This window comes from Achromobacter marplatensis, from assembly GCF_049060505.1.
GTDB lineage: Bacteria > Pseudomonadota > Gammaproteobacteria > Burkholderiales > Burkholderiaceae_B > Achromobacter > Achromobacter marplatensis_A.
In genome coordinates, this window is sequence record NZ_JBMGRB010000004.1 from 314,106 (window position 1) to 331,316 (window position 17,211).

Annotated in this window: 17 protein-coding genes; 8 read left to right on the top strand and 9 right to left on the bottom strand. The window is 63.0% G+C overall.

Annotated elements, in window-relative coordinates:
• The first annotated feature begins 126 nt into the window (after window positions 1-126).
• Window positions 127-1,311 (top strand): MFS transporter, encoded by a 1,185-nt coding sequence (locus ACI0FO_RS12525; RefSeq protein WP_416027038.1) that lies wholly within the window; start codon window positions 127-129, stop codon window positions 1,309-1,311.
• A gap of 299 nt (window positions 1,312-1,610) precedes the next feature.
• Window positions 1,611-2,132, top strand: coding sequence for a single-stranded DNA-binding protein (ssb, locus tag ACI0FO_RS12530; protein ID WP_169273366.1), 522 nt, complete (start codon window positions 1,611-1,613; stop codon window positions 2,130-2,132).
• 144 nt (window positions 2,133-2,276) lie between these two features.
• Here ssb and ACI0FO_RS12535 read toward each other — a convergent pair whose 3' ends face one another.
• From ACI0FO_RS12535 to trpB, 3 genes are all read right to left on the bottom strand, one after another.
• A complete protein-coding gene (locus ACI0FO_RS12535) occupies window positions 2,277-3,224 on the bottom strand; it encodes a hypothetical protein (protein ID WP_416027040.1) in 948 nt (315 codons plus the stop codon).
• A 202-nt stretch (window positions 3,225-3,426) separates the two neighbouring features.
• Window positions 3,427-4,218, bottom strand: coding sequence for a tryptophan synthase subunit alpha (gene trpA, locus ACI0FO_RS12540; protein WP_416027042.1), 792 nt, complete (start codon window positions 4,216-4,218; stop codon window positions 3,427-3,429).
• Window positions 4,215-5,423: a tryptophan synthase subunit beta gene (gene trpB, locus ACI0FO_RS12545; protein WP_416027044.1), complete on the bottom strand. Its 1,209-nt coding sequence runs from the start codon at window positions 5,421-5,423 to the stop codon at window positions 4,215-4,217. The genes trpA and trpB overlap by 4 nt, the downstream gene beginning before the upstream one ends.
• Window positions 5,424-5,527: 104 nt before the next feature.
• Between trpB and ACI0FO_RS12550 the strand changes: the two genes are divergently transcribed.
• On the top strand, window positions 5,528-6,403 hold the full coding sequence (locus tag ACI0FO_RS12550; protein ID WP_416027046.1) for a LysR substrate-binding domain-containing protein: 876 nt from the start codon (window positions 5,528-5,530) through the stop codon (window positions 6,401-6,403).
• On the opposite strand, the gene ACI0FO_RS12555 is transcribed toward ACI0FO_RS12550, so the two are convergent.
• The gene (locus ACI0FO_RS12555) at window positions 6,400-7,302 is read right to left on the bottom strand and encodes a LysR family transcriptional regulator (RefSeq protein ID WP_416027048.1); all 903 of its coding nucleotides are present in this window, start codon (window positions 7,300-7,302) and stop codon (window positions 6,400-6,402) included. The two genes, ACI0FO_RS12550 and ACI0FO_RS12555, sit on opposite strands and share 4 nt — an antisense overlap.
• Before the next feature lie 107 nt (window positions 7,303-7,409).
• On the opposite strand from ACI0FO_RS12555, the gene ACI0FO_RS12560 reads away from it, so the two are divergent.
• The 4 genes from ACI0FO_RS12560 (at window position 7,410) to ACI0FO_RS12575 (ending at window position 10,320) form a co-directional block, all read left to right on the top strand.
• Window positions 7,410-8,576 carry a mandelate racemase/muconate lactonizing enzyme family protein gene (locus ACI0FO_RS12560; RefSeq protein ID WP_416027050.1) on the top strand — a complete coding sequence of 389 codons (1,167 nt, stop codon included), beginning with the start codon at window positions 7,410-7,412 and terminating at the stop codon, window positions 8,574-8,576.
• 297 nt (window positions 8,577-8,873) lie between these two features.
• The gene (locus tag ACI0FO_RS12565) at window positions 8,874-9,182 is read left to right on the top strand and encodes a DUF4148 domain-containing protein (protein ID WP_105555758.1); all 309 of its coding nucleotides are present in this window, start codon (window positions 8,874-8,876) and stop codon (window positions 9,180-9,182) included.
• A gap of 98 nt (window positions 9,183-9,280) precedes the next feature.
• Entirely contained in the window at window positions 9,281-9,589 is a 309-nt protein-coding gene (locus tag ACI0FO_RS12570) for a DUF4148 domain-containing protein (protein WP_416027052.1), read from the top strand.
• Window positions 9,590-9,717: 128 nt separating this feature from the next.
• The gene (locus ACI0FO_RS12575) at window positions 9,718-10,320 is read left to right on the top strand and encodes a TetR/AcrR family transcriptional regulator (protein ID WP_416027054.1); all 603 of its coding nucleotides are present in this window, start codon (window positions 9,718-9,720) and stop codon (window positions 10,318-10,320) included.
• A gap of 85 nt (window positions 10,321-10,405) precedes the next feature.
• Here the strand turns inward: ACI0FO_RS12575 and ACI0FO_RS12580 are convergent, their stop codons facing one another.
• From ACI0FO_RS12580 to ACI0FO_RS12590, 3 genes are all read right to left on the bottom strand, one after another.
• Window positions 10,406-11,263, bottom strand: coding sequence for a cysteine hydrolase (locus ACI0FO_RS12580; RefSeq protein WP_416027056.1), 858 nt, complete (start codon window positions 11,261-11,263; stop codon window positions 10,406-10,408).
• A gap of 244 nt (window positions 11,264-11,507) precedes the next feature.
• The gene (locus tag ACI0FO_RS12585) at window positions 11,508-12,125 is read right to left on the bottom strand and encodes a TetR/AcrR family transcriptional regulator (protein WP_416027058.1); all 618 of its coding nucleotides are present in this window, start codon (window positions 12,123-12,125) and stop codon (window positions 11,508-11,510) included.
• Window positions 12,126-12,248: 123 nt separating this feature from the next.
• Window positions 12,249-14,420 carry a malate synthase G gene (locus ACI0FO_RS12590; protein WP_416027060.1) on the bottom strand — a complete coding sequence of 724 codons (2,172 nt, stop codon included), beginning with the start codon at window positions 14,418-14,420 and terminating at the stop codon, window positions 12,249-12,251.
• A 240-nt stretch (window positions 14,421-14,660) separates the two neighbouring features.
• Between ACI0FO_RS12590 and glcC the strand changes: the two genes are divergently transcribed.
• Window positions 14,661-15,425, top strand: coding sequence for a transcriptional regulator GlcC (gene glcC, locus ACI0FO_RS12595; RefSeq protein ID WP_416027062.1), 765 nt, complete (start codon window positions 14,661-14,663; stop codon window positions 15,423-15,425).
• A 31-nt stretch (window positions 15,426-15,456) separates the two neighbouring features.
• On the opposite strand, the gene ACI0FO_RS12600 is transcribed toward glcC, so the two are convergent.
• Both ACI0FO_RS12600 and ACI0FO_RS12605 read right to left on the bottom strand, forming a co-directional pair.
• Window positions 15,457-16,575: a saccharopine dehydrogenase family protein gene (locus tag ACI0FO_RS12600; protein WP_416027063.1), complete on the bottom strand. Its 1,119-nt coding sequence runs from the start codon at window positions 16,573-16,575 to the stop codon at window positions 15,457-15,459.
• A 203-nt stretch (window positions 16,576-16,778) separates the two neighbouring features.
• A complete protein-coding gene (locus ACI0FO_RS12605; protein WP_416027065.1) occupies window positions 16,779-17,171 on the bottom strand; it encodes a DUF4148 domain-containing protein in 393 nt (130 codons plus the stop codon).
• Window positions 17,172-17,211 lie beyond the last annotated feature (40 nt).

Below are 17,211 nucleotides of genomic sequence, written 5' to 3' on the forward strand. Positions count from 1 at the left end.
AATCCCCCCGTGTTCAGGGTAGTCCGTCAAGTTGGACTGAACCGGGGCCGGCGCGGCACCGCTAGATCAGACCGTGAGCGTGTGACATTCACGCGCGCCCGCCCTTGTCATTGTTGAAATTTCCGCATGCCGGCAGATACCAGACTGAAATTGACCCCTTCCGAGCGCCGCGCCAGCATCGCGCTGGCCGGCCTGTTCGCCGCGCGGATGCTGGGGCTGTTCCTGTTGTTGCCGGTGTTCGCCGTGGCCGCCGCCGGGTTGCCAGGCGGCAACGATCCCGCCCGGGTCGGCCTGGCGCTGGGCATGTACGGGCTGACCCAGGCGTTCATGCAGATCCCGTTCGGGCTGGCCTCCGACCGCTGGGGCCGGCGCCCGGTCGTGCTGTTCGGCCTGCTGCTGTTCGTGGCCGGCAGCATCGTCTGCGCCCAGGCGACGGACGTCTACTGGATCACCATCGGGCGCGCCATCCAGGGGGCGGGCGCCATTTCCGCCGCCGTGACCGCCTGGCTGGCCGACGCCACCCGCGACGAGGTGCGCACGCGCGCCATGGCCATGGTGGGCGGGTCGATCGGCCTGTCGTTTGCCGTGTCGCTCGTCCTGTCCCCCGTGCTGGTCGGCTGGTGGGGCCTGTCGGGCCTGTTCTGGACCATCGCCTGTCTGGGCGTCGTCTGCCTGGCGGTGGCGCGCTTTGTCGTGCCGGTGGTGCCACGCACGCAGGCCCGCACCATGCAGGGGGCCAATGCGCGTGAAGTCCTGACCCACCGCGATCTGCTGCGCCTGAATTTTGGCGTGTTCGTGCTGCATTTGATCCAGGTGTCGCTGTTTGTCGTGGTGCCGGCCCTGCTGGCTAAAGTTGGCGGCCTGGACGCGCGCGAACTCTGGAAGGTCTATCTGCCCGTCATCCTGGTGTCGTTCGTGCTGATGGTGCCCGTGGTTTTCGTCGCGGAAAAGCGTCGCGCCCACCGGGGGGCCTTGCGCGCGGCCGTGGCGGGCCTGGTGGTCGTGTGCGCCTTGTTGCCGGCGGCCAGTCACGGTTTCTACACGCTGGCCATCGCGCTGACGGGATTCTTCGTGGCCTTCAACGTGCTGGAAGCGCTGCAGCCGTCGCTGGTGTCACGCGTGGCTCCGCAGGCCTACAAAGGCCTGGCGCTGGGCTTCTACAACACGGCCCAGGCGGCTGGCCTGTTCGCGGGCGGCGCGCTGGGCGGATGGCTGGCATCGCATTCAGGCGCAAGCGCGGTTTTCATCGGCGCCGCCGTCCTGTCCGCGATTTGGCTGGCCGTGACCTGGGCGCTTCGGCCTCTGGCATGACTTCACGGGGATGCGTCCCCGACTGCATGGAACCGTCGCCGATCGTGCCGTCTACGCCGGCCAACCGCCCCGAATTCGTTTTCCGGGCTGGACGGATTTGTCACCAATGGCGTTTGGCGCGGCAGCCGCTTTTCGTCGATAATACGTACCAAATTAGGGCTTCACCCGGCGTCGCCGGTCATCGTTGCGATGACCGGCGTGTTTCATGAAGCCGGTCTTCAACATCGCTTTTTATGTTGTTGCCGGCGCGCTCGCGGCAACGCACAGGCGCAGGCTGACAACAACAGAGGGACAACGGCATGGCATCGGTTAACAAAGTCATTCTCGTGGGCAATCTGGGACGCGACCCGGAAGTCCGCTACAGCCCCGACGGGGCGGCAATCTGCAACATGTCGATTGCCACCACTTCGTCCTGGAAGGACAAGGCCAGCGGCGAAAAGCGCGAAGAAACCGAATGGCACCGCGTCGTCATGTACAACCGCCTGGCTGAAATCGCCGGCGAATATCTGAAGAAGGGCCGCTCTGTCTACATCGAGGGCCGCCTGAAGACGCGCAAGTGGCAAGACAAGGACACCGGCGCTGACCGCTACAGCACCGAAGTGGTGGCTGACCAGATGCAAATGCTGGGCGGCCGCGAAGACGGCGGCGGCGGTGGCGCAAGCTTCGGCGGTGGCGGCGGCTACGACGACGCACCGTCGCGTCCGCAACAGCAACGCGCCCCGGCGCAACGCCCGGCGCCCCAACAGCGCCCGGCTCCCGCAGCGGCTCCGGCCAGCAGCGGCGCCAACCTGGCGGATATGGACGACGATATTCCGTTCTAAAAAAAAGCGTCAGTTCAAATCTAAAAAAACCCCGGCAACGCTACGGCTTGTCGGGGTTTTTCCATTTACATCACTTTTTCTCTAGACGCCTATATCCGTTACCGGCATCGCGTTTCTGCGACAGCTTCGCTAAACAGAAAAATACTAGTTTAGTAGGGCGGAAACCTTAGCTTGCGTATTTATAACGGCTGCGACCTTCGCTTGCTCAAGCGGATAGTTGTTTAAGAGATCATGAGCTGTTTCGCCCAGCGAATTTGCCTTGCTCACGCGTAGGCCAGGCAACGTCAAAACATAATCCAGAAAGGCCCTGCTATGTTCTGACGTGTCTTGGCACACGCTTAATGCTGCAATGTGCAATACGGTTCGACCGCTTCCATCGACATTATTTATATCTGCTCCCAGTCCAATCATCCGCCCTGCTGTTCCATATAAACCGTTGATGATTGCCGTAGCAAGATTGGTCCAGCCGCTCTTGGCGCGACCCGTCACAAAAGCTGAAAGCTCTCTCTCGCTTAGCACCGTTTGGGCAAGTGACATAAATTTATCGGCGAGCGCGACGCTTTTCTTATTCACGACGTAGTACAGCACGTTCATATCGCCGGAATCGACACTCATTAACGTGTCCTTATTGAATCGCCATTTTTCGAAGTTGTCCGGAGTCAGTGCGTCGCAGGCAATGGCAAACCCTAACAGCAGCCTAGTGTCGTTAGCGTCGTTGAACGAGATCGTGGCTGTCCGAAAGGGTTCGTAGAAGGGGGACTGCACCATTTTCTCCAAGCCCGCGTGCGCGCCTTTGGCCATTGCCGCAGTTAGAGAACGTAAAAAGTCATAAGGCCGCGATTCAGTCGAGCTTCGTTGAATGTACGACTGCGTCGAAATAATGCCGGATTGCGTTGGAGTCTCCGGCGGTCGAGCCATTGAAAGCATGTGAAGAGGGTTGCCCGTTGATACGGTAGCGGCTGGTTTCACGCGCGACGGGGGCGAGGGCTGCACGGATACGTTTACATCCCCTCCTGTATCACGTGTTCCCCTTTTATCGGCCCGCGGAGCGAAGCCTTCTTGTGTTTTTGAGCCAACGTTAGACGGCCACATATCCAATCCATTCAAATGTCATGACTGGCCTGAGTAACCCGAGCACTGGCCGGGTTCCTTACGAAAAAGCGGCGGACTTCGATTACAAACGAATGGCAATGCAGAAGTAATCCACGAAGGAATAAATCACCGGCGTGCTCAAGGAGGGCGGGGCCAGAGCTAAACCGGCCGACTTGTGCCGCAAACACGGGCCACGCGTCGTTCAGGCCCCGGCCCGAATGCCGTCGGATAGGTTTCGAACCTCATTCAACGCCGCGTCGATGCCGTCCGTTGCCAATACGTCCACCAGCCGCGTGCCGACGGCGACCAGGTCGGCATGGCGGCTGACGGCGCGAGCCTGCTCGGCGGATCGCACGCCGAAGCCTGCCGCGATAGGCAATGGCGTCCTGGCTCTTACCCGTTGCAGGGACTGGGCGATCGCGTCATCGGGCGGCAGTGCGCCGCCCGTGGTCCCTGCCAGCATGACGTGGTAGACGAAACCGCTTGCCCCGCGCAACACGGCGTCCAGTCTGGCGGCGGGCGTCGTCGGGGCCGTCATCCGGATGATGTCGATGCCATGGGCTTGCGCCAGCCTGCCGATTTCGCCGCCGTGGTCCGGCGACAGGTCCACGATGATCAGCCCGTCCACACCGGCCTGGCCCGCGTCGGCCATGAACTCCGCGACGCCGAACCGCAGGAGCGGGTTCAGGTACCCCATGAGTACGACCGGGGTTTGCGGGTCCTGCTGCCGGAACGCTTGAACCAGGTCGAACGTCCGTCGCATCGTCTGGCCAGCGCGGATCGCGCGGTCGTTGGCCAATTGCAGGACGGGGCCGTCCGCTACCGGATCGCTGAATGGCATGCCGAGTTCAATGATGTCGGCGCCGGCGGCGGGTAGCCGATTCAAGAGGCGCAGGCATTCGTCATAGGATGGGTCGCCCGCCGTGAAGTAGGCGGCCAGCCCCGCTCTGCCGGCGGCTCGCAGCGCGGCGAGCTTATGTTCAAGACGGCTCATATCGATGCTCCGGCAAATTGCACGACGGTGTTCAGGTCCTTGTCTCCGCGGCCGCTCAGGCAGACCACGATGGTCTTGTCCGCATCCAGGCGCGGGGCAAGCTTTCGGGCATAGGCCAAGGCATGCGCGCTTTCCAGGGCGGGGATGATCCCTTGCTTCTGCGTCAGCCACCGATAGGCGTCGACGGCTTCGTCGTCAGTCACCGAGACATAGTTCACCCGGCCAGTGTCGTGCAGCAGGGCGTGTTCCGGCCCGACACCGGGATAATCCAACCCGGCCGAAATCGAATGCGCGTTCGTGATCTGGCCGTCTGGATCCTGCAGGAAGTAGCTGCAACAGCCATGCAGCACGCCCATCCGGCCCGCGCCGATGCTGGCCGCGTGATACGCGGTGCCGACGCCATGTCCGGCGGCCTCGACGCCATGCAACTGGACCTGGGCATCACCCAGAAACGGGTAGAAGAGGCCGATTGCGTTCGAGCCGCCGCCCACGCAGGCGATCATCGCGTCGGGCAAGCGCCCTGTCTTTTGCAGGATCTGCGCGCGGGTCTCTTCGCCGATCACCTTTTGGAATTCGCGGACGATCCAGGGATATGGGTGCGGCCCGGCGCCGGTTCCCAGCAGGTAGTACGTGTCGTCCGGGTGGGCAATCCAATCGCGGATGGCCGCATTCATCGCGTCTTTCAGCGTGGCGCCTCCTTCCGGTACTGCACGAACTTCCGCGCCCAACATCTTCATGCGGGCCACATTGGGGGCTTGGCGTTCGACATCGACCGCGCCCATGAAAATCACGCATTTCAAGCCGTATAACGCGCAGACGGTGGCCGTCGCCACGCCGTGCTGGCCAGCGCCGGTTTCCGCGATGATCCGCGTCTTGCCCATCCGCCGGGCCAATAAAATCTGGCCCAGGCAGTTGTTGATTTTGTGGGCGCCGGTGTGGTTCAAGTCTTCCCGTTTCAGGAAGATGCGGGCGCCGCCCAACGACTCGGTGATCGCCCGGGCATAAAGAAGGGGGCTGGGCCGCCCGACGTAGTCCGCCAGCATCGACCGGTACTCGTGCCAGAACGCGTCATCGTTCAGAACGCCGCGATAGGTCCGTTCCAGGTCATCCAGCGCGGGGATCAACGTCTCGGGCATGTACCGGCCGCCATATTGGCCGAATTGCCCAAGCGTATCGGGAGAGGCAGGGTGGGGAGCAAGAGACATGGCTTTAGCCCATTGAACACGTTAAGGCTATGGTAACGAGACAAAATTCCCTGATAAATCATAGATTTCTTGCTTTCCGTTATTAGATTTTCTAATATTCCTGCATGCGAAAATTGCCCCCGATGAACGCGCTGCGTGTCTTTGACAGCGCCGCCCGGCACTTGAACCTTTCATTGGCCGCTGGCGAACTGCGCGTGTCGCACAGCGCGGTCAGCCAGCAGATACGGCAGTTGGAAACCTGGCTGGGCGGCAAGCTGTTCGAACGGCATTCGGGGGGCGTGCGGCTGACTGCCGCAGGCCACGATCTGCTGCGGGCTTCCCAGCCGGCCTTCGACATGCTCGAACAACGATGCGTCGAGCTGCGCGGCAGAACCGCATCTGCCGATGTGGTCGTCGGCGCTCCGGCCAGTTTGCTGTCCAACTGGATCATTCCCAGGCTGGAACATTTCGAGCGCGAACATCCGCAGATTCAGGTCAGGCTGCAAACGGCAACCGACATCTCCCTGTTGGAGCGTCGGGTCGTTGATGTATTGATCGTCGCCCAGGATCATGCCTCGGCAGGGATCGACGCCATGCCGCTGTTCCCCGAGGCGATAGGGCCCGTCTGCATGCCCGACGTTGCCCAACGGGTCGCCACGCCGGCCGACGTGCTGGGCTTGCCGCTGCTGCAGACCTCTTCCCGGCCCGAGGCTTGGGAACAGTGGGCCCGGTCCTGCGGATTGCTGCCCGCCCAGGTTCGGCCAAAACGCCAGTTCGATCAACTGAATCACATGCTCGACGCGGCGGCGGTGGGCCTGGGCGTGGCGATCGCGCCGGAAATGCTGGTGCAGGGCGATCTGCAAGCAGGAAGGCTGTTCGCGCCCCTGGGGTTCAAAGAAACGGGAGGCTGGTTCCGCCTGTATTTCCGCGCGGACGCCAGCGCGGCGGTAGGCGACCTGAGTCAGTGGCTGAAAACCGCAGCGGGGGCGGCCGCCATCTAGCCGCTCGACTTCTGGAACTGTTCGGCCAGGAAATCGATGAACGCGCGAGCCCTTGCCGTCTGGTGCCGGCGCTGGGGGTAATACACGAAGAGATCCGCCGAAGGCAGCAGGAAATCGGGCAGCACCACTTGTAGCCGGCCGCTTTCCAGGTACTTCGCCAAGTCCCATTCCGAACGGATCAGGATCCCGTGGCCGTCCAGGGCCCAGCCCAGCACGATGTCGCCGTCATTGCTGGATAGCGCGCCTTGCACCTTCACCACCTCTGTCTGCTTGGCGCGCGTGAAGCGCCAGACGCCGTGGGCTTCGTCATTCTGCGTATGGAGAATGCAGCGGTGCCGCGCCAGATCGGCCAGCGTAGCGGGCGTGCCGAAGCGCTCAAGGTAGCGGGGCGATGCGCACAGGAAGCGGCGGTTCGTCATGATGCGCCGCGCGCTTAGGCGTTTATCGGGTAATTCGCCAAAGCGGATGGCCAAGTCGAAACCGCTTTCGACCAGGTCGACGGGCCGGTCGGTGACTTCCAGCAGGACTTCGACGTCGGGGTATCGCTTGGCGAAGCGGGACACGAGCGGCGCGATGGTGGTCCGGCCGAAGCCCAACGTGGCGTTCACCCGCAGCAGGCCGCGTGGCGTGGCTCCGCTGCTTGAGACCGCATCTTCCATGTCGCGCAGATCCGCCAGGATCTTCACGGCGTGGGACAGATAGGTCTCGCCTTCGCTGGTCAGGCTGATGCTGCGGGTCGTGCGGTTGACCAGCCGGACGCCCAAGCGGCGTTCCATCAGCGCCAACCGTTTGGTGGCGGCCGGCGGCGTCAAGTCCAGCTCGCGGGCGGCGGCCGACAGGCTGCCCTGCCGCGCGACCTGCACAAAAAATTCCAGTTCGGAGGCGATGTCGCTTTTCACTAAAAGTGAATAATCAAATGAATAGAGGTGAATCTTAGTGCCAGCCGGCACGGCTACGCTAGCGGTTCCCCTGTCAAAGCGCCGCTGTCGCACCCCGGAGACACATCATGAGAATCGTCGAGATTCGCGAGCAGACCCTGCCCATCAGTTCGCCCATCCGTAACGCCTATATCGACTTCAGCAAGATGACGCTGAGCCTGGTCGCCGTGATCACGGACGTGATCCGGGACGGCAAGCCGGTTGTCGGCTACGGCTTCAACTCGAATGGCCGCTACGGCCAGGGCAAGCTGATGCGGGAACGCTTCATTCCGCGCGTCATGGAAGCGGCGCCGGAGTCGCTGCTGGACGCCACGGGCAACAACCTGGACCCCCACAAGATCTGGGACGCCATGTTCACGAACGAGAAGCCGGGCGGTCACGGCGAACGGTCCGTCGCGATCGGCACGATCGATATGGCGGTATGGGACGCCGTAGCCAAGATCGAGGGCAAGCCCTTGTTCCAGCTGCTGGCGGATCGTTACGGCAATGGCCGTGCCGATCGCCGCGTGTTTGTCTACGCCGCGGGCGGTTACTACTACCCCGGGCAGGACCACGGCAAACTGAAAGACGAAATGCGCAGCTATATCGATCGTGGCTACACAGTCGTGAAGAAGAAGATCGGGGGCGCGTCGCTGGACGAGGACCTGCGCCGTATCGATTCAATCCTGAGCGTGCTGCAAGACGGCCAGAAGCTGGCGGTGGACGCGAACGGACGCTTCGACCTGGACACCGCCATCGCGTATTCCAAGGCCTTGTCGCAGTACGACCTGTTCTGGTTCGAAGAGGCGGGCGATCCGCTGGACTTCGAATTGCAGGCCACGCTGCGCAACTACTACGACAAGCCGATGGCGACTGGCGAAAACTTGTTTTCGATGCAGGACGCCCGCAACTTGATCCGCTACGGCGGGATGCGTCCGGACCGCGATTGGCTGCAATTCGATTGCGCGCTGAGTTACGGGCTGGTGGAGTACCTGCGCACGCTGGACATGCTGAAGCAGCATGGTTGGTCGGCCAGCCGCTGCATCCCGCATGGCGGTCACCAGATGTCGCTGAACATCGCGGCGGGGCTGGGCCTGGGGGGCAACGAGAGTTACCCGGACCTGTTCCAGCCCTTTGGCGGATTTCCGGACGGCGTGACCGTCGACAATGGTTATCTGACCATGCCCGACCTGCCCGGCATTGGCTTCGAAGGCAAGGCGGACCTGTACGCAGTCATGCAGACGCTATCCGCCTGAACGGGCGTAAGGGACGACGGCTCCTGACAGGAGCCGTCCATGACTCAGAACCGCTATGCCGCCCCTGAATTCTTCGAACGGGGCGGCATCAAGAAATATATTGTTTCACAATACCCGCTTGCGTTGTCTATCTAGTAGTAGGTAAGATTCATCCATCGACGCAGCAAACCAAACCAAAGCCGCTGACGCCGAAGCCAGAAATACAGTAGGACCGCTTTTTTATTTCCCTTGTTGTCTATCTATAAGTAGATAGCTTAAACCGAAACCCGCATCGAACCCGTTATCTGGAGATCAACCATGAAGACCCTCGTATCCGCCCTGATCCTGTCCGCTTCCTTCATCGGCGCCGCCCAAGCTGGCGAACTGGACTACCCGCCCGCCCTGAACACCGAAAGCACGGTCACCCGCGCCCAAGTGCAGCAAGAGCTGGCCGCCGCCCGCGCCAACGGTGAACTGGTGTCCGGCGAAGAAGGCTACGCCGCGACCACGTTCGTCGCCGTCGGCAACGACAAGACCCGTGCCCAAGTGAAGCAGGAACTGGCCGCTGCCCGCGCCCAAGGCCTGACCGAAAGCGGCGAACTGGACTACCCGCCCGTCCAAGGCTGAATGTTTGAAGTCTCATTTTTGAAGTCGTATCTATCTAGCCATAGATAGCTTTCTTGCCCCATCTCTGATGCAGCACTGATCCTTACTGGAGATCAACCATGAAGACCCTCGTATCCGCCCTGATCCTGTCCGCTTCCTTCATCGGCGCCGCGCAAGCTGGCGAACTGGACTACCCGCCCGCCCTGAATACCGAAAGCACGGTCACCCGCGCCCAAGTGCAGCAAGAGCTGGCCGCCGCCCGCGCCAACGGTGAACTGGTGTCCGGCGAAGAAGGCTACGCCGCCACCACGTTTGCCGCCGTCGGCAACGACAAGACCCGCGCCCAAGTGACGCAGGAACTGGCCGCTGCTCGCGCCCAAGGCCTGACTGAAAGCGGTGAATTGGATTACCCGCCCGTGCAAGGCTAAGCAGGATGCCGGCACATGCGGACCCCGGGGGGCGGGATGTTTCCCGGCCGGGGTCCGCACGGGCGCTTGGACCGCACATAGGGCGGCCCCCGATGACGAACCGACCTATTAGTAGGTAATATTCAGCCATGGACACTCCGACCCCCAACACCACCCGAGACCTGCTGCTGGCGCACGCCGAGAAGCTGATCCGCACGCGCGGATGCAATGGTTTCAGCTACCGCGACCTGGCGGAGCATGTGGGCGTGAAGACGTCCAGCATCCACTATTACTTTCCAGGCAAGGACGACCTGCTCTACGAAGCGGTCGAGGCCTACAGCGCCCGCGCGCTGGGCACTGTGCGCGCCATCGATACCGCGCAGCCCGCGCAAGCGCAGCTGGAACAATATCTATCCATGATGGAATCGCGCGCCTGTGGCGCCGGTGAACTTTGCCTGGGCGGCATGCTGGCCGCCGACGTTATGAGTTTGTCCGATCGCGTGCGTGGCGCACTGCAGGGTTTCTTCCGTGCGCATGAGGCATGGCTGGCGCGTGTGCTGGCCGAAGGCGCGGCGCAGGGCACATTGAAATTTTCGGGCACCGCCGACGCGGCCGGCCGGGCAGTGTTCGCCACGGTGCAGGGCTGCCTGCTGGTGGCGCGCCTGTTTCAGCAGCCGCCCGCTTTGTGCGAGGCCATCAGCGCGTTGTACGTGGAATGCGACAAGGCCGGAAAGCCCGCCTCTACCGCATAGCAAACGGTTTCGCACCACCTGATACACGGCCGCCATGCGCCAAGCAGGCGGCCGTTGTCACGTTTGGCGTCCGCGCCGTGCGGACTCAGGCTTGCAAGGCGCGCGCCATGTCCACGCTGGTGCGTTCCTGCACGCCCAGGTCGCGCATGCGCTGCAGGAAGAGGGATTGCGCATCGGCGAATCCGGCGACGGGGCTCATGCAGTCGGTCAACAGCACCACGCGCGACAGGTTGCCGCCGGGCAGGTGTTCGGCCAAGTGCTCCGTCGTGGCTTTCACGCAATGGCTGCCGGCTTCGCCGGCGATCAGGATGAGTTCGGCGCGATCCAGCGAGTCGACCAGGCTGCGGTTGAGCTGGCTACGCGGATCGTCGGGGTCCGGCACTTCAGCCATCAGCGCGCTGTAGTGCTCGGTCCACGGGTTGGCGCCCTTGGGCACTTTGCGCACGATGAACTGGCCGGCGTCTTCCCACCGGCTGTAGGCCGCGCGCACGTCGGCGTGCACGTTGTGGCCCCAGGTGCCGATTTCGCAATGCACGGGCCACACCATCAAGGTGTAGCGGCCGCGCGCTTCCAGTTCTTCCAGATACAAGCGGGTGCGCGGCAGGTCGTCGGCATGCCGCGGCTGGAAATCGCCTGCGTGCAATTGTGCGGCGGTAATCGGCGTGAAAGGCGCGACAGGCTCGCCGTCGCCGGTGCGCCAGAACGTGGGGTGGGCGATGTCCAGCCGATGGTGCGAGTCCAGCGTCACGGTGATGGAGGTCAGCACCGGGGCGGTGGCATCGATGAAACGCGCCAGCCGCTGCATGTCGGCGTGCGCGCCCGCCACCGGCAACGCGGGCCGCGTGATGTCCCCGGTCAGCGGGTCCGTGGGCAGGTAGGCCTCGGGCAAATCGCAGAAATCATTCTGCGGATCAATGATCAAGAGATGGATTGAACGCGGCATGACGGGATTCGGTAGGGATATCCCGGAATATAGACCGGGATGCGCGGTATCCACTAGAACAGCACCAGATGTTCGGCGCAGTCGGGCAATTGCCGAAGCAACGCGCGCCATTGTCGCCATAGCTGCGCCACCAGGCCGGCGGCGATGACTGCGATCAGAATCCACATGGCGGGCTCCTAAATATTCGCACGGTCGTGCGAAATTGATGAAAAGGAACGCCGGCACGAGCCGGCGCGGGGACGGGTTATTCCAGGTAAGTAAAGCTGCGATAGGTTGAAATCAGCCGGTCATAGGCGGCGCGCACGCGCGTGGGCGCTTTCGGGTCGCGCAAGAAACGCGCGTCGTGCATCAGGCCGATCATCAAACTGTAGATTTCGAACACCAGTTGTTCGGGGTCGGTGTCCGGCCGCAGGTGGCCCGCCTCCAGTGCCTGCGTGACGGTGCGCACCATGGCTGCGCGCCACCGCCGCAAATTGCTTTCCAGCACCGCGCGCAGGGGCGACTCTACATCGTCGTATTCGAAGGCGCCGGCCACGTAGATGCAGCCTGTCAGCATTTCGACGTTGCTGGCCCGTTCGACCCACAGCGAAACCAGCGCGTTCATGCGGGGCAGGCCGCGGGGATAGGCCATGGCGGGCGTGAATACGGCGGCTACGAAGCGGCGGTCGTATTCGTCCAATACCGCTTGCTGCAAGGCTTCGAGCGACCCCACGCGCGAGAACACTCCGCTTTTGCTGATGCCCAGATGCCGGGCAACTTGGCCAAGCGACAAGCTTTCAATGCCTTGGGCGGCGGCCATGTCCACGGCCGCGTCCACAATGGCCGCGAAGGTCAGCTCGCTTTTTTCCGTTTTAGCAGTCATGCGGAAAAATTTAGCACGACTGTGCGAAAAAGTGATATTTATTTGGGTGTCTGAAACCGGCATCCAGACAAAAAAAGGACCGCCACAGGGCGGTCCGATTCGATTTGCCAGCGGGCCGCGCGATCAGACGGCGTTCTTGAATTGCAGGCGGTACTTGTGCAGCAGCGGCTCGGTGTAGCCATTGGGCTGCGTCAGACCTTCGAACACCAGCGCGCATGCCGCCTGGAACGCCAGCGACGTATCGAAGTGACCGGCCATGGGTTGATAGGCCGCGTCGCCAGCGTTCTGGCCATCAACCACCTTCGCCATGCGCTTGAAGGTCTCCATGACCTGGTCCTGGTTGGTTACGCCGTGGCGGAGCCAATTGGCGATGTGCTGGCTGGAAATGCGCAGCGTGGCGCGGTCTTCCATCAAGCCCACGTTGTGGATGTCTGGCACCTTCGAGCAGCCCACGCCCTGGTCCACCCAGCGCACCACATAGCCCAGGATACCCTGGACGTTGTTGTCCAGTTCTTGCTGGATGTCGGCGGCGGACCACTTGGCGGGGTCGCCAACCGGCACGGTCAGCAGCCCGCTCAGCAGATCGTCGCGCACGTCGTCCAGCTTGGTGCGTTCCAGCTCTTTCTGAACGGCCTGCACGTCGACCTGGTGGTAGTGCAGCGCGTGCAGCGTGGCGGCGGTGGGAGAGGGCACCCAAGCGGTATTGGCGCCGGCCTTGGGATGCGCGATCTTCTGTTCCAGCATGGCGGCCATCAGGTCGGGCATGGCCCACATGCCCTTGCCGATCTGGGCGCGGCCGCGCAGGCCGGTATCCAACCCGACCAGCACGTTGTTGCGTTCGTAGGCGGTAATCCAGGCGGTGGATTTCATGTCGCCCTTGCGCAGCATCGGGCCGGCTTCCATGCTGGAGTGCATCTCATCGCCGGTGCGGTCCAAGAAGCCCGTATTGATGAAGGCGACGCGCGACGCGGCCGCGCCGATGCACGCCTTCAGGTTGATGCTGGTGCGGCGTTCTTCGTCCATGATGCCCATCTTCAAGGTGTTGCGCGGCACCTTGATCAGGTCTTCGACGCGGTCGAAAAGTTCGCTGGCGAACGCGGCTTCAACGGGGCCGTGCATCTTGGGCTTTACGATGTATACGGACCCGGTGCGCGAATTCAGCTTGGCGCTGCGGTCATGCAGCGCGGCCAGGCTGGTGACAACGGCGTCCAGAATGCCTTCGGGGATTTCAAGGCCGTCGCGGTCCAGGATGGCCGGGTTGGTCATCAGATGGCCCACGTTGCGCACGAACATCAGCGAACGGCCATGCAGGGTCAGCGGTGACCCGTCGGGGCGTGTGTATTCGCGGTCGGGATTGAGCTTGCGGGTGAAGGTCTTGCCGCCTTTGGTCACGGCTTCGGTCAGGTCGCCCTTCATCAGGCCCAGCCAATTGCGGTAGATGTGGACTTTGTCGGCCGCATCGACGGCGGCGACCGAGTCTTCGCAGTCCATGATGGTGGTCAGCGCCGCTTCGACCAGCACGTCCTTGACGCCGGCGGCGTCGGTGGCGCCGATGGCGTTGGCGCGATCAATCTGGATTTCAAAGTGCAGCCCGTTGTTCTTCAACAGGATGGCGACGGGGGCGGACGCGTCGCCCTGGTAGCCGGCGAACTGCGAGCCGAACTTCAGGCCGGTGGCGCCGTTGGCCAGCGCCACGCGCAACTGGCCGCCTTCGACCGTGTAGCCGCGGGCGTCGGCGTGCGAACCCTGGGCCAGCGGGGCGGCGGTATCCAGGAAGGCACGGGCGCGCGCGATGACGGCGGCGCCGCGTTCGGGGCTGTAACCCTTGCCGGTATCGCCCGGGGTGGCCGGAATGGCGTCGGTGCCGTAGAGCGCGTCATACAGGCTGCCCCAGCGGGCGTTGGCGGCATTCAACGCATAGCGCGAATTCGACATCGGCACGACCAATTGCGGGCCGGCCTGTTGCGAGATCTCGGTATCGACGTTGTCGGTCGTGGCTTGCACGCTGGCCGGTTGCGGCAGCAGATAGCCAATGCCTTCCAGGAACTTGCGGTAGGCGGCCGGGTCGGTGATGGGGCCGGGGTTAGCACGATGCCAGGCGTCAAGTTCGGCTTGCAGGCGGTCGCGTTCGGCCAGCAGCGCGCGATTCTTGGGGGCCAGGTCGTGCACCAGCACCGCAAAGCCTTGCCAGAAGCCGTCGGCATCCAGGCCGGTGCCGGGCAGGGCTTCTTGTTCGATGAACTGATTGAGATTGGCCGCCACTTGCAGGCCGTGGTGCTGGATGCGTTGAGTCATGCGGATCTCTAGCGATAAGAAGGGCTGGCCGGCGCCGGGCGCCGGGCGAATCTGTCCTGACATCATCGTTCGCACCTGCCGCAATGTCTATATCAAAACCAGCTGGTCATACCAGTTTATTTTTGTCCTGCCAGGCAAAACTATTATTTTTATGGTTTTATATCAGCAACTTACAGTGACGCGATCAAGCGACCCAAATCGTCAATAAGCCTTGGTCATACCACTGGTCCCGGAGACTGCATGTACGCGGAAATAGAAGAGAGGCCCCGCCAGGTGGCGGACGAGGTGGCCGAACGGATCGAACGCCTGATCCTGGACGGGGTGCTCAAGGCGGGCCAGGCCCTGCCGTCCGAGCGGCGCCTGACCGAAAAGCTGGGCGTATCGCGCACGGCGCTACGCGAAGGACTCAAACTGCTGCGGGCGCGCGAGATCATTCATACCGCCCAGGGCAAGGGGTCATTCGTCGCGCAAATTTCGAAAGTGGACGCCGGGCCGCTGATGCACTTATTCAACTCGCAGCCGCGCACGCTCTACGATCTGCTGGAGGTGCGTTCCTTGCTGGAGGCCGAGTCGGCCCGGTTGGCGGCCATCCGCGGCACAGAGGCCGATTTCATCATGATCCGCCGACGCTATGACGAGATGGTGGCGGCGCAGGGCACCGCCACCGATACCGCCACGCACGCCCATCTGGATCACGCGTTCCACCTGGCCATCTGCGAGGCCTCGCACAATCCCGTGCTGGTGCACACGCTGCAATCGCTGACCGACCTGTTGTTGGGCTCTGTGTTCGCGTGCGTGAACAACCTTTACCACCGCGAACCCGAGAAGCGCCAGATCGACCGGCAGCACACGCGCCTGTTCAATGCCGTGACCGGTCGGCAGCCCGACTTGGCCCGCAAGGCCGCGGCAGACCATGTGGACAGCGTGCGTCAAAGCTTGGCCGAGATCGAGCAGGAAGAACAGCGCCTGGTGCGCGCGACGCTGCGTCTGGAGGGCTGGACGTAGCGTCGCGCCGCGGCGGCGAATGCGCCGGCGCTTAACGGTCGGCGATGGCGCAGCCGGCCAAGGCCAGCGGCTTGCCCGCGTAGATGCGGCCGAAGCGGTTGTTCAGCAGGGTGTCCAGGTCGATCGTCTCCTGGCCCACGAAGCCCTGCTGGGGCAGCGCGCCTTGTGCCACCAGATCCAGCGCGGCGCAGATGCCTGCCGCCGTGGACAGCTGGATGGCGCTCAGGCGGTGCCCGTCCACATCGGTGCCGAATACGCGGATCGGGTACGACTCTTCTTCCAGCCGGCCGTGGCGATAACCCGATGCCGAGGCCTGGATCACGATCACGTCCTGTTCGGTGGTGGGGATGGCCGACTCGAAAATGTCCTTGAGCAGATCGCGGCGGTCGCGCAGGCGCAGGTCATTGAGCAGCAGCTTCATGATGTTGCAGTGGCCGGGATAGCGCACAGACTTGTAGTCCACATTACGCGCGCGGCCCAGCAGTGTGGCGGGCAGCGTGCCCAGTCCGCCCGAAGTGTTGAAGGCCTCGTATTCGACGCCATCCAGCGCGAAGGTTTCATAGCCCTCAAGCGCGGGCACGCTGGTCATTTTCCCGTCGACGATGGCCTCGCACGGATTGCAGTATTCGTTGATCAGCCCTTCCGTGCTCCACGTCAGGTTGTAGCGCAAGCTATTGGAGGGATAGCGCGGCAGGGCGCCGACGCGCATGCGCAAATCCAGCAAGGTATCGAAGCGGCGCGCCAGCGCGTTGCCGACGATACCGATAAAGCCGGGAGCCAGCCCGCACTGCGGCATCAGCACGCTGCGCGCGTCTTCGGACAGCGCCTGGATGGCGTGGGTGCTGGCGACGTCTTCGGTCAGGTCGAAGTAATGGACGCCTGCCCGCGCGCACAAGCCAGCCACCGCGGTGGCCCGATGGAACGGCAGCGCGTTGACGACCGCATAGGCGCCTTCGATGCAGCGCGCCACGGAAGCATCGTCGCTGATCTGGCGCGTCTCGCAACCCAGCTCGGCCAGCAGGGCCAAGCGGGCGGGATCCTGGTCGGCAACCATGACGGAGTAGTCGCCGCTGCGCTGGAGCATCAACGCGATGGCGAAACCGATTTTTCCGGCGCCCAGCAGAACGATGGGACGGTTGGGGGTGGACATGGTGCAACTCCTGCGTAGAGGGGGATGGGTTGGCCTCATCCTATGCGGGAGTGCTGTCGATTTGTAGATCCGAAAGTGTCGTAACGGCTTAATTTAACGTCGTTATGACTTAAAACTACGTCGAAATGGCAAAAACAAAGCCCCTCGGCTTGTGGCCGAAGGGCTTTCGATGGGCGATCACAGGGCCTTTTCAGGCCAGGCGATCAGCTGCCCATGGGGGGGTAGTCCATGTTGCCGAAGGTGACCAGGCCTTCTGCCTTGGCTTGGGCCAGTTGCGATTGCACTTGAGCGCGGGTCAGCGACGTGGCGGTTTCAGCGGCGGCGGTGGGCGGGTAGTCCAGGTTGCCGAAGGTGACTTCGCCGGCGGTCTTGGCCTGGGCCAGTTCAGCTTGCACTTGTTGCGAGGTCAGGCTGGACTTCTGGGCGATGGCGGCGGGGTAGCCTTCTTCACCGAACGTGTATTGGCCCGAAACCTTGGCTTGTTGCAGTTCGGCTTGAACCTGGGCGCGCGTCGGGCCTTGGTCGGCTTCAGCGGCTTGAGCGCCGGCAGCCAGGACGGACATGGACAGCATCAATGCGGTAGCAAGGGTTTTCATAGCAGACCTCCGGTGTCTTGTGAGCTTGGGATCCGAACCT

Excerpts from the sequence above, each read along its gene's own strand:
- ACI0FO_RS12590 (WP_416027060.1), bottom strand. The coding sequence starts at position 14,420 with ATGACTCAACGCATCCAGCACCACGGCCTGCAAGTGGCGGCCAATCTC.
- ACI0FO_RS12580 (WP_416027056.1), bottom strand. The coding sequence starts at position 11,263 with ATGCCGCGTTCAATCCATCTCTTGATCATTGATCCGCAGAATGATTTC.
- trpA (WP_416027042.1), bottom strand. The coding sequence starts at position 4,218 with ATGAGCCGTCTTGAACATAAGCTCGCCGCGCTGCGAGCCGCCGGCAGA.
- ACI0FO_RS12600 (WP_416027063.1), bottom strand. The coding sequence starts at position 16,575 with ATGTCCACCCCCAACCGTCCCATCGTTCTGCTGGGCGCCGGAAAAATC.
- ACI0FO_RS12575 (WP_416027054.1), top strand. The coding sequence starts at position 9,718 with ATGGACACTCCGACCCCCAACACCACCCGAGACCTGCTGCTGGCGCAC.
- ACI0FO_RS12525 (WP_416027038.1), top strand. The coding sequence starts at position 127 with ATGCCGGCAGATACCAGACTGAAATTGACCCCTTCCGAGCGCCGCGCC.
- ACI0FO_RS12550 (WP_416027046.1), top strand. The coding sequence starts at position 5,528 with ATGCGAAAATTGCCCCCGATGAACGCGCTGCGTGTCTTTGACAGCGCC.
- glcC (WP_416027062.1), top strand. The coding sequence starts at position 14,661 with ATGTACGCGGAAATAGAAGAGAGGCCCCGCCAGGTGGCGGACGAGGTG.
- ACI0FO_RS12585 (WP_416027058.1), bottom strand. The coding sequence starts at position 12,125 with ATGACTGCTAAAACGGAAAAAAGCGAGCTGACCTTCGCGGCCATTGTG.
- ACI0FO_RS12535 (WP_416027040.1), bottom strand. The coding sequence starts at position 3,224 with ATGTGGCCGTCTAACGTTGGCTCAAAAACACAAGAAGGCTTCGCTCCG.
- ACI0FO_RS12570 (WP_416027052.1), top strand. The coding sequence starts at position 9,281 with ATGAAGACCCTCGTATCCGCCCTGATCCTGTCCGCTTCCTTCATCGGC.
- trpB (WP_416027044.1), bottom strand. The coding sequence starts at position 5,423 with ATGTCTCTTGCTCCCCACCCTGCCTCTCCCGATACGCTTGGGCAATTC.
- ACI0FO_RS12605 (WP_416027065.1), bottom strand. The coding sequence starts at position 17,171 with ATGAAAACCCTTGCTACCGCATTGATGCTGTCCATGTCCGTCCTGGCT.
- ssb (WP_169273366.1), top strand. The coding sequence starts at position 1,611 with ATGGCATCGGTTAACAAAGTCATTCTCGTGGGCAATCTGGGACGCGAC.
- ACI0FO_RS12565 (WP_105555758.1), top strand. The coding sequence starts at position 8,874 with ATGAAGACCCTCGTATCCGCCCTGATCCTGTCCGCTTCCTTCATCGGC.
- ACI0FO_RS12560 (WP_416027050.1), top strand. The coding sequence starts at position 7,410 with ATGAGAATCGTCGAGATTCGCGAGCAGACCCTGCCCATCAGTTCGCCC.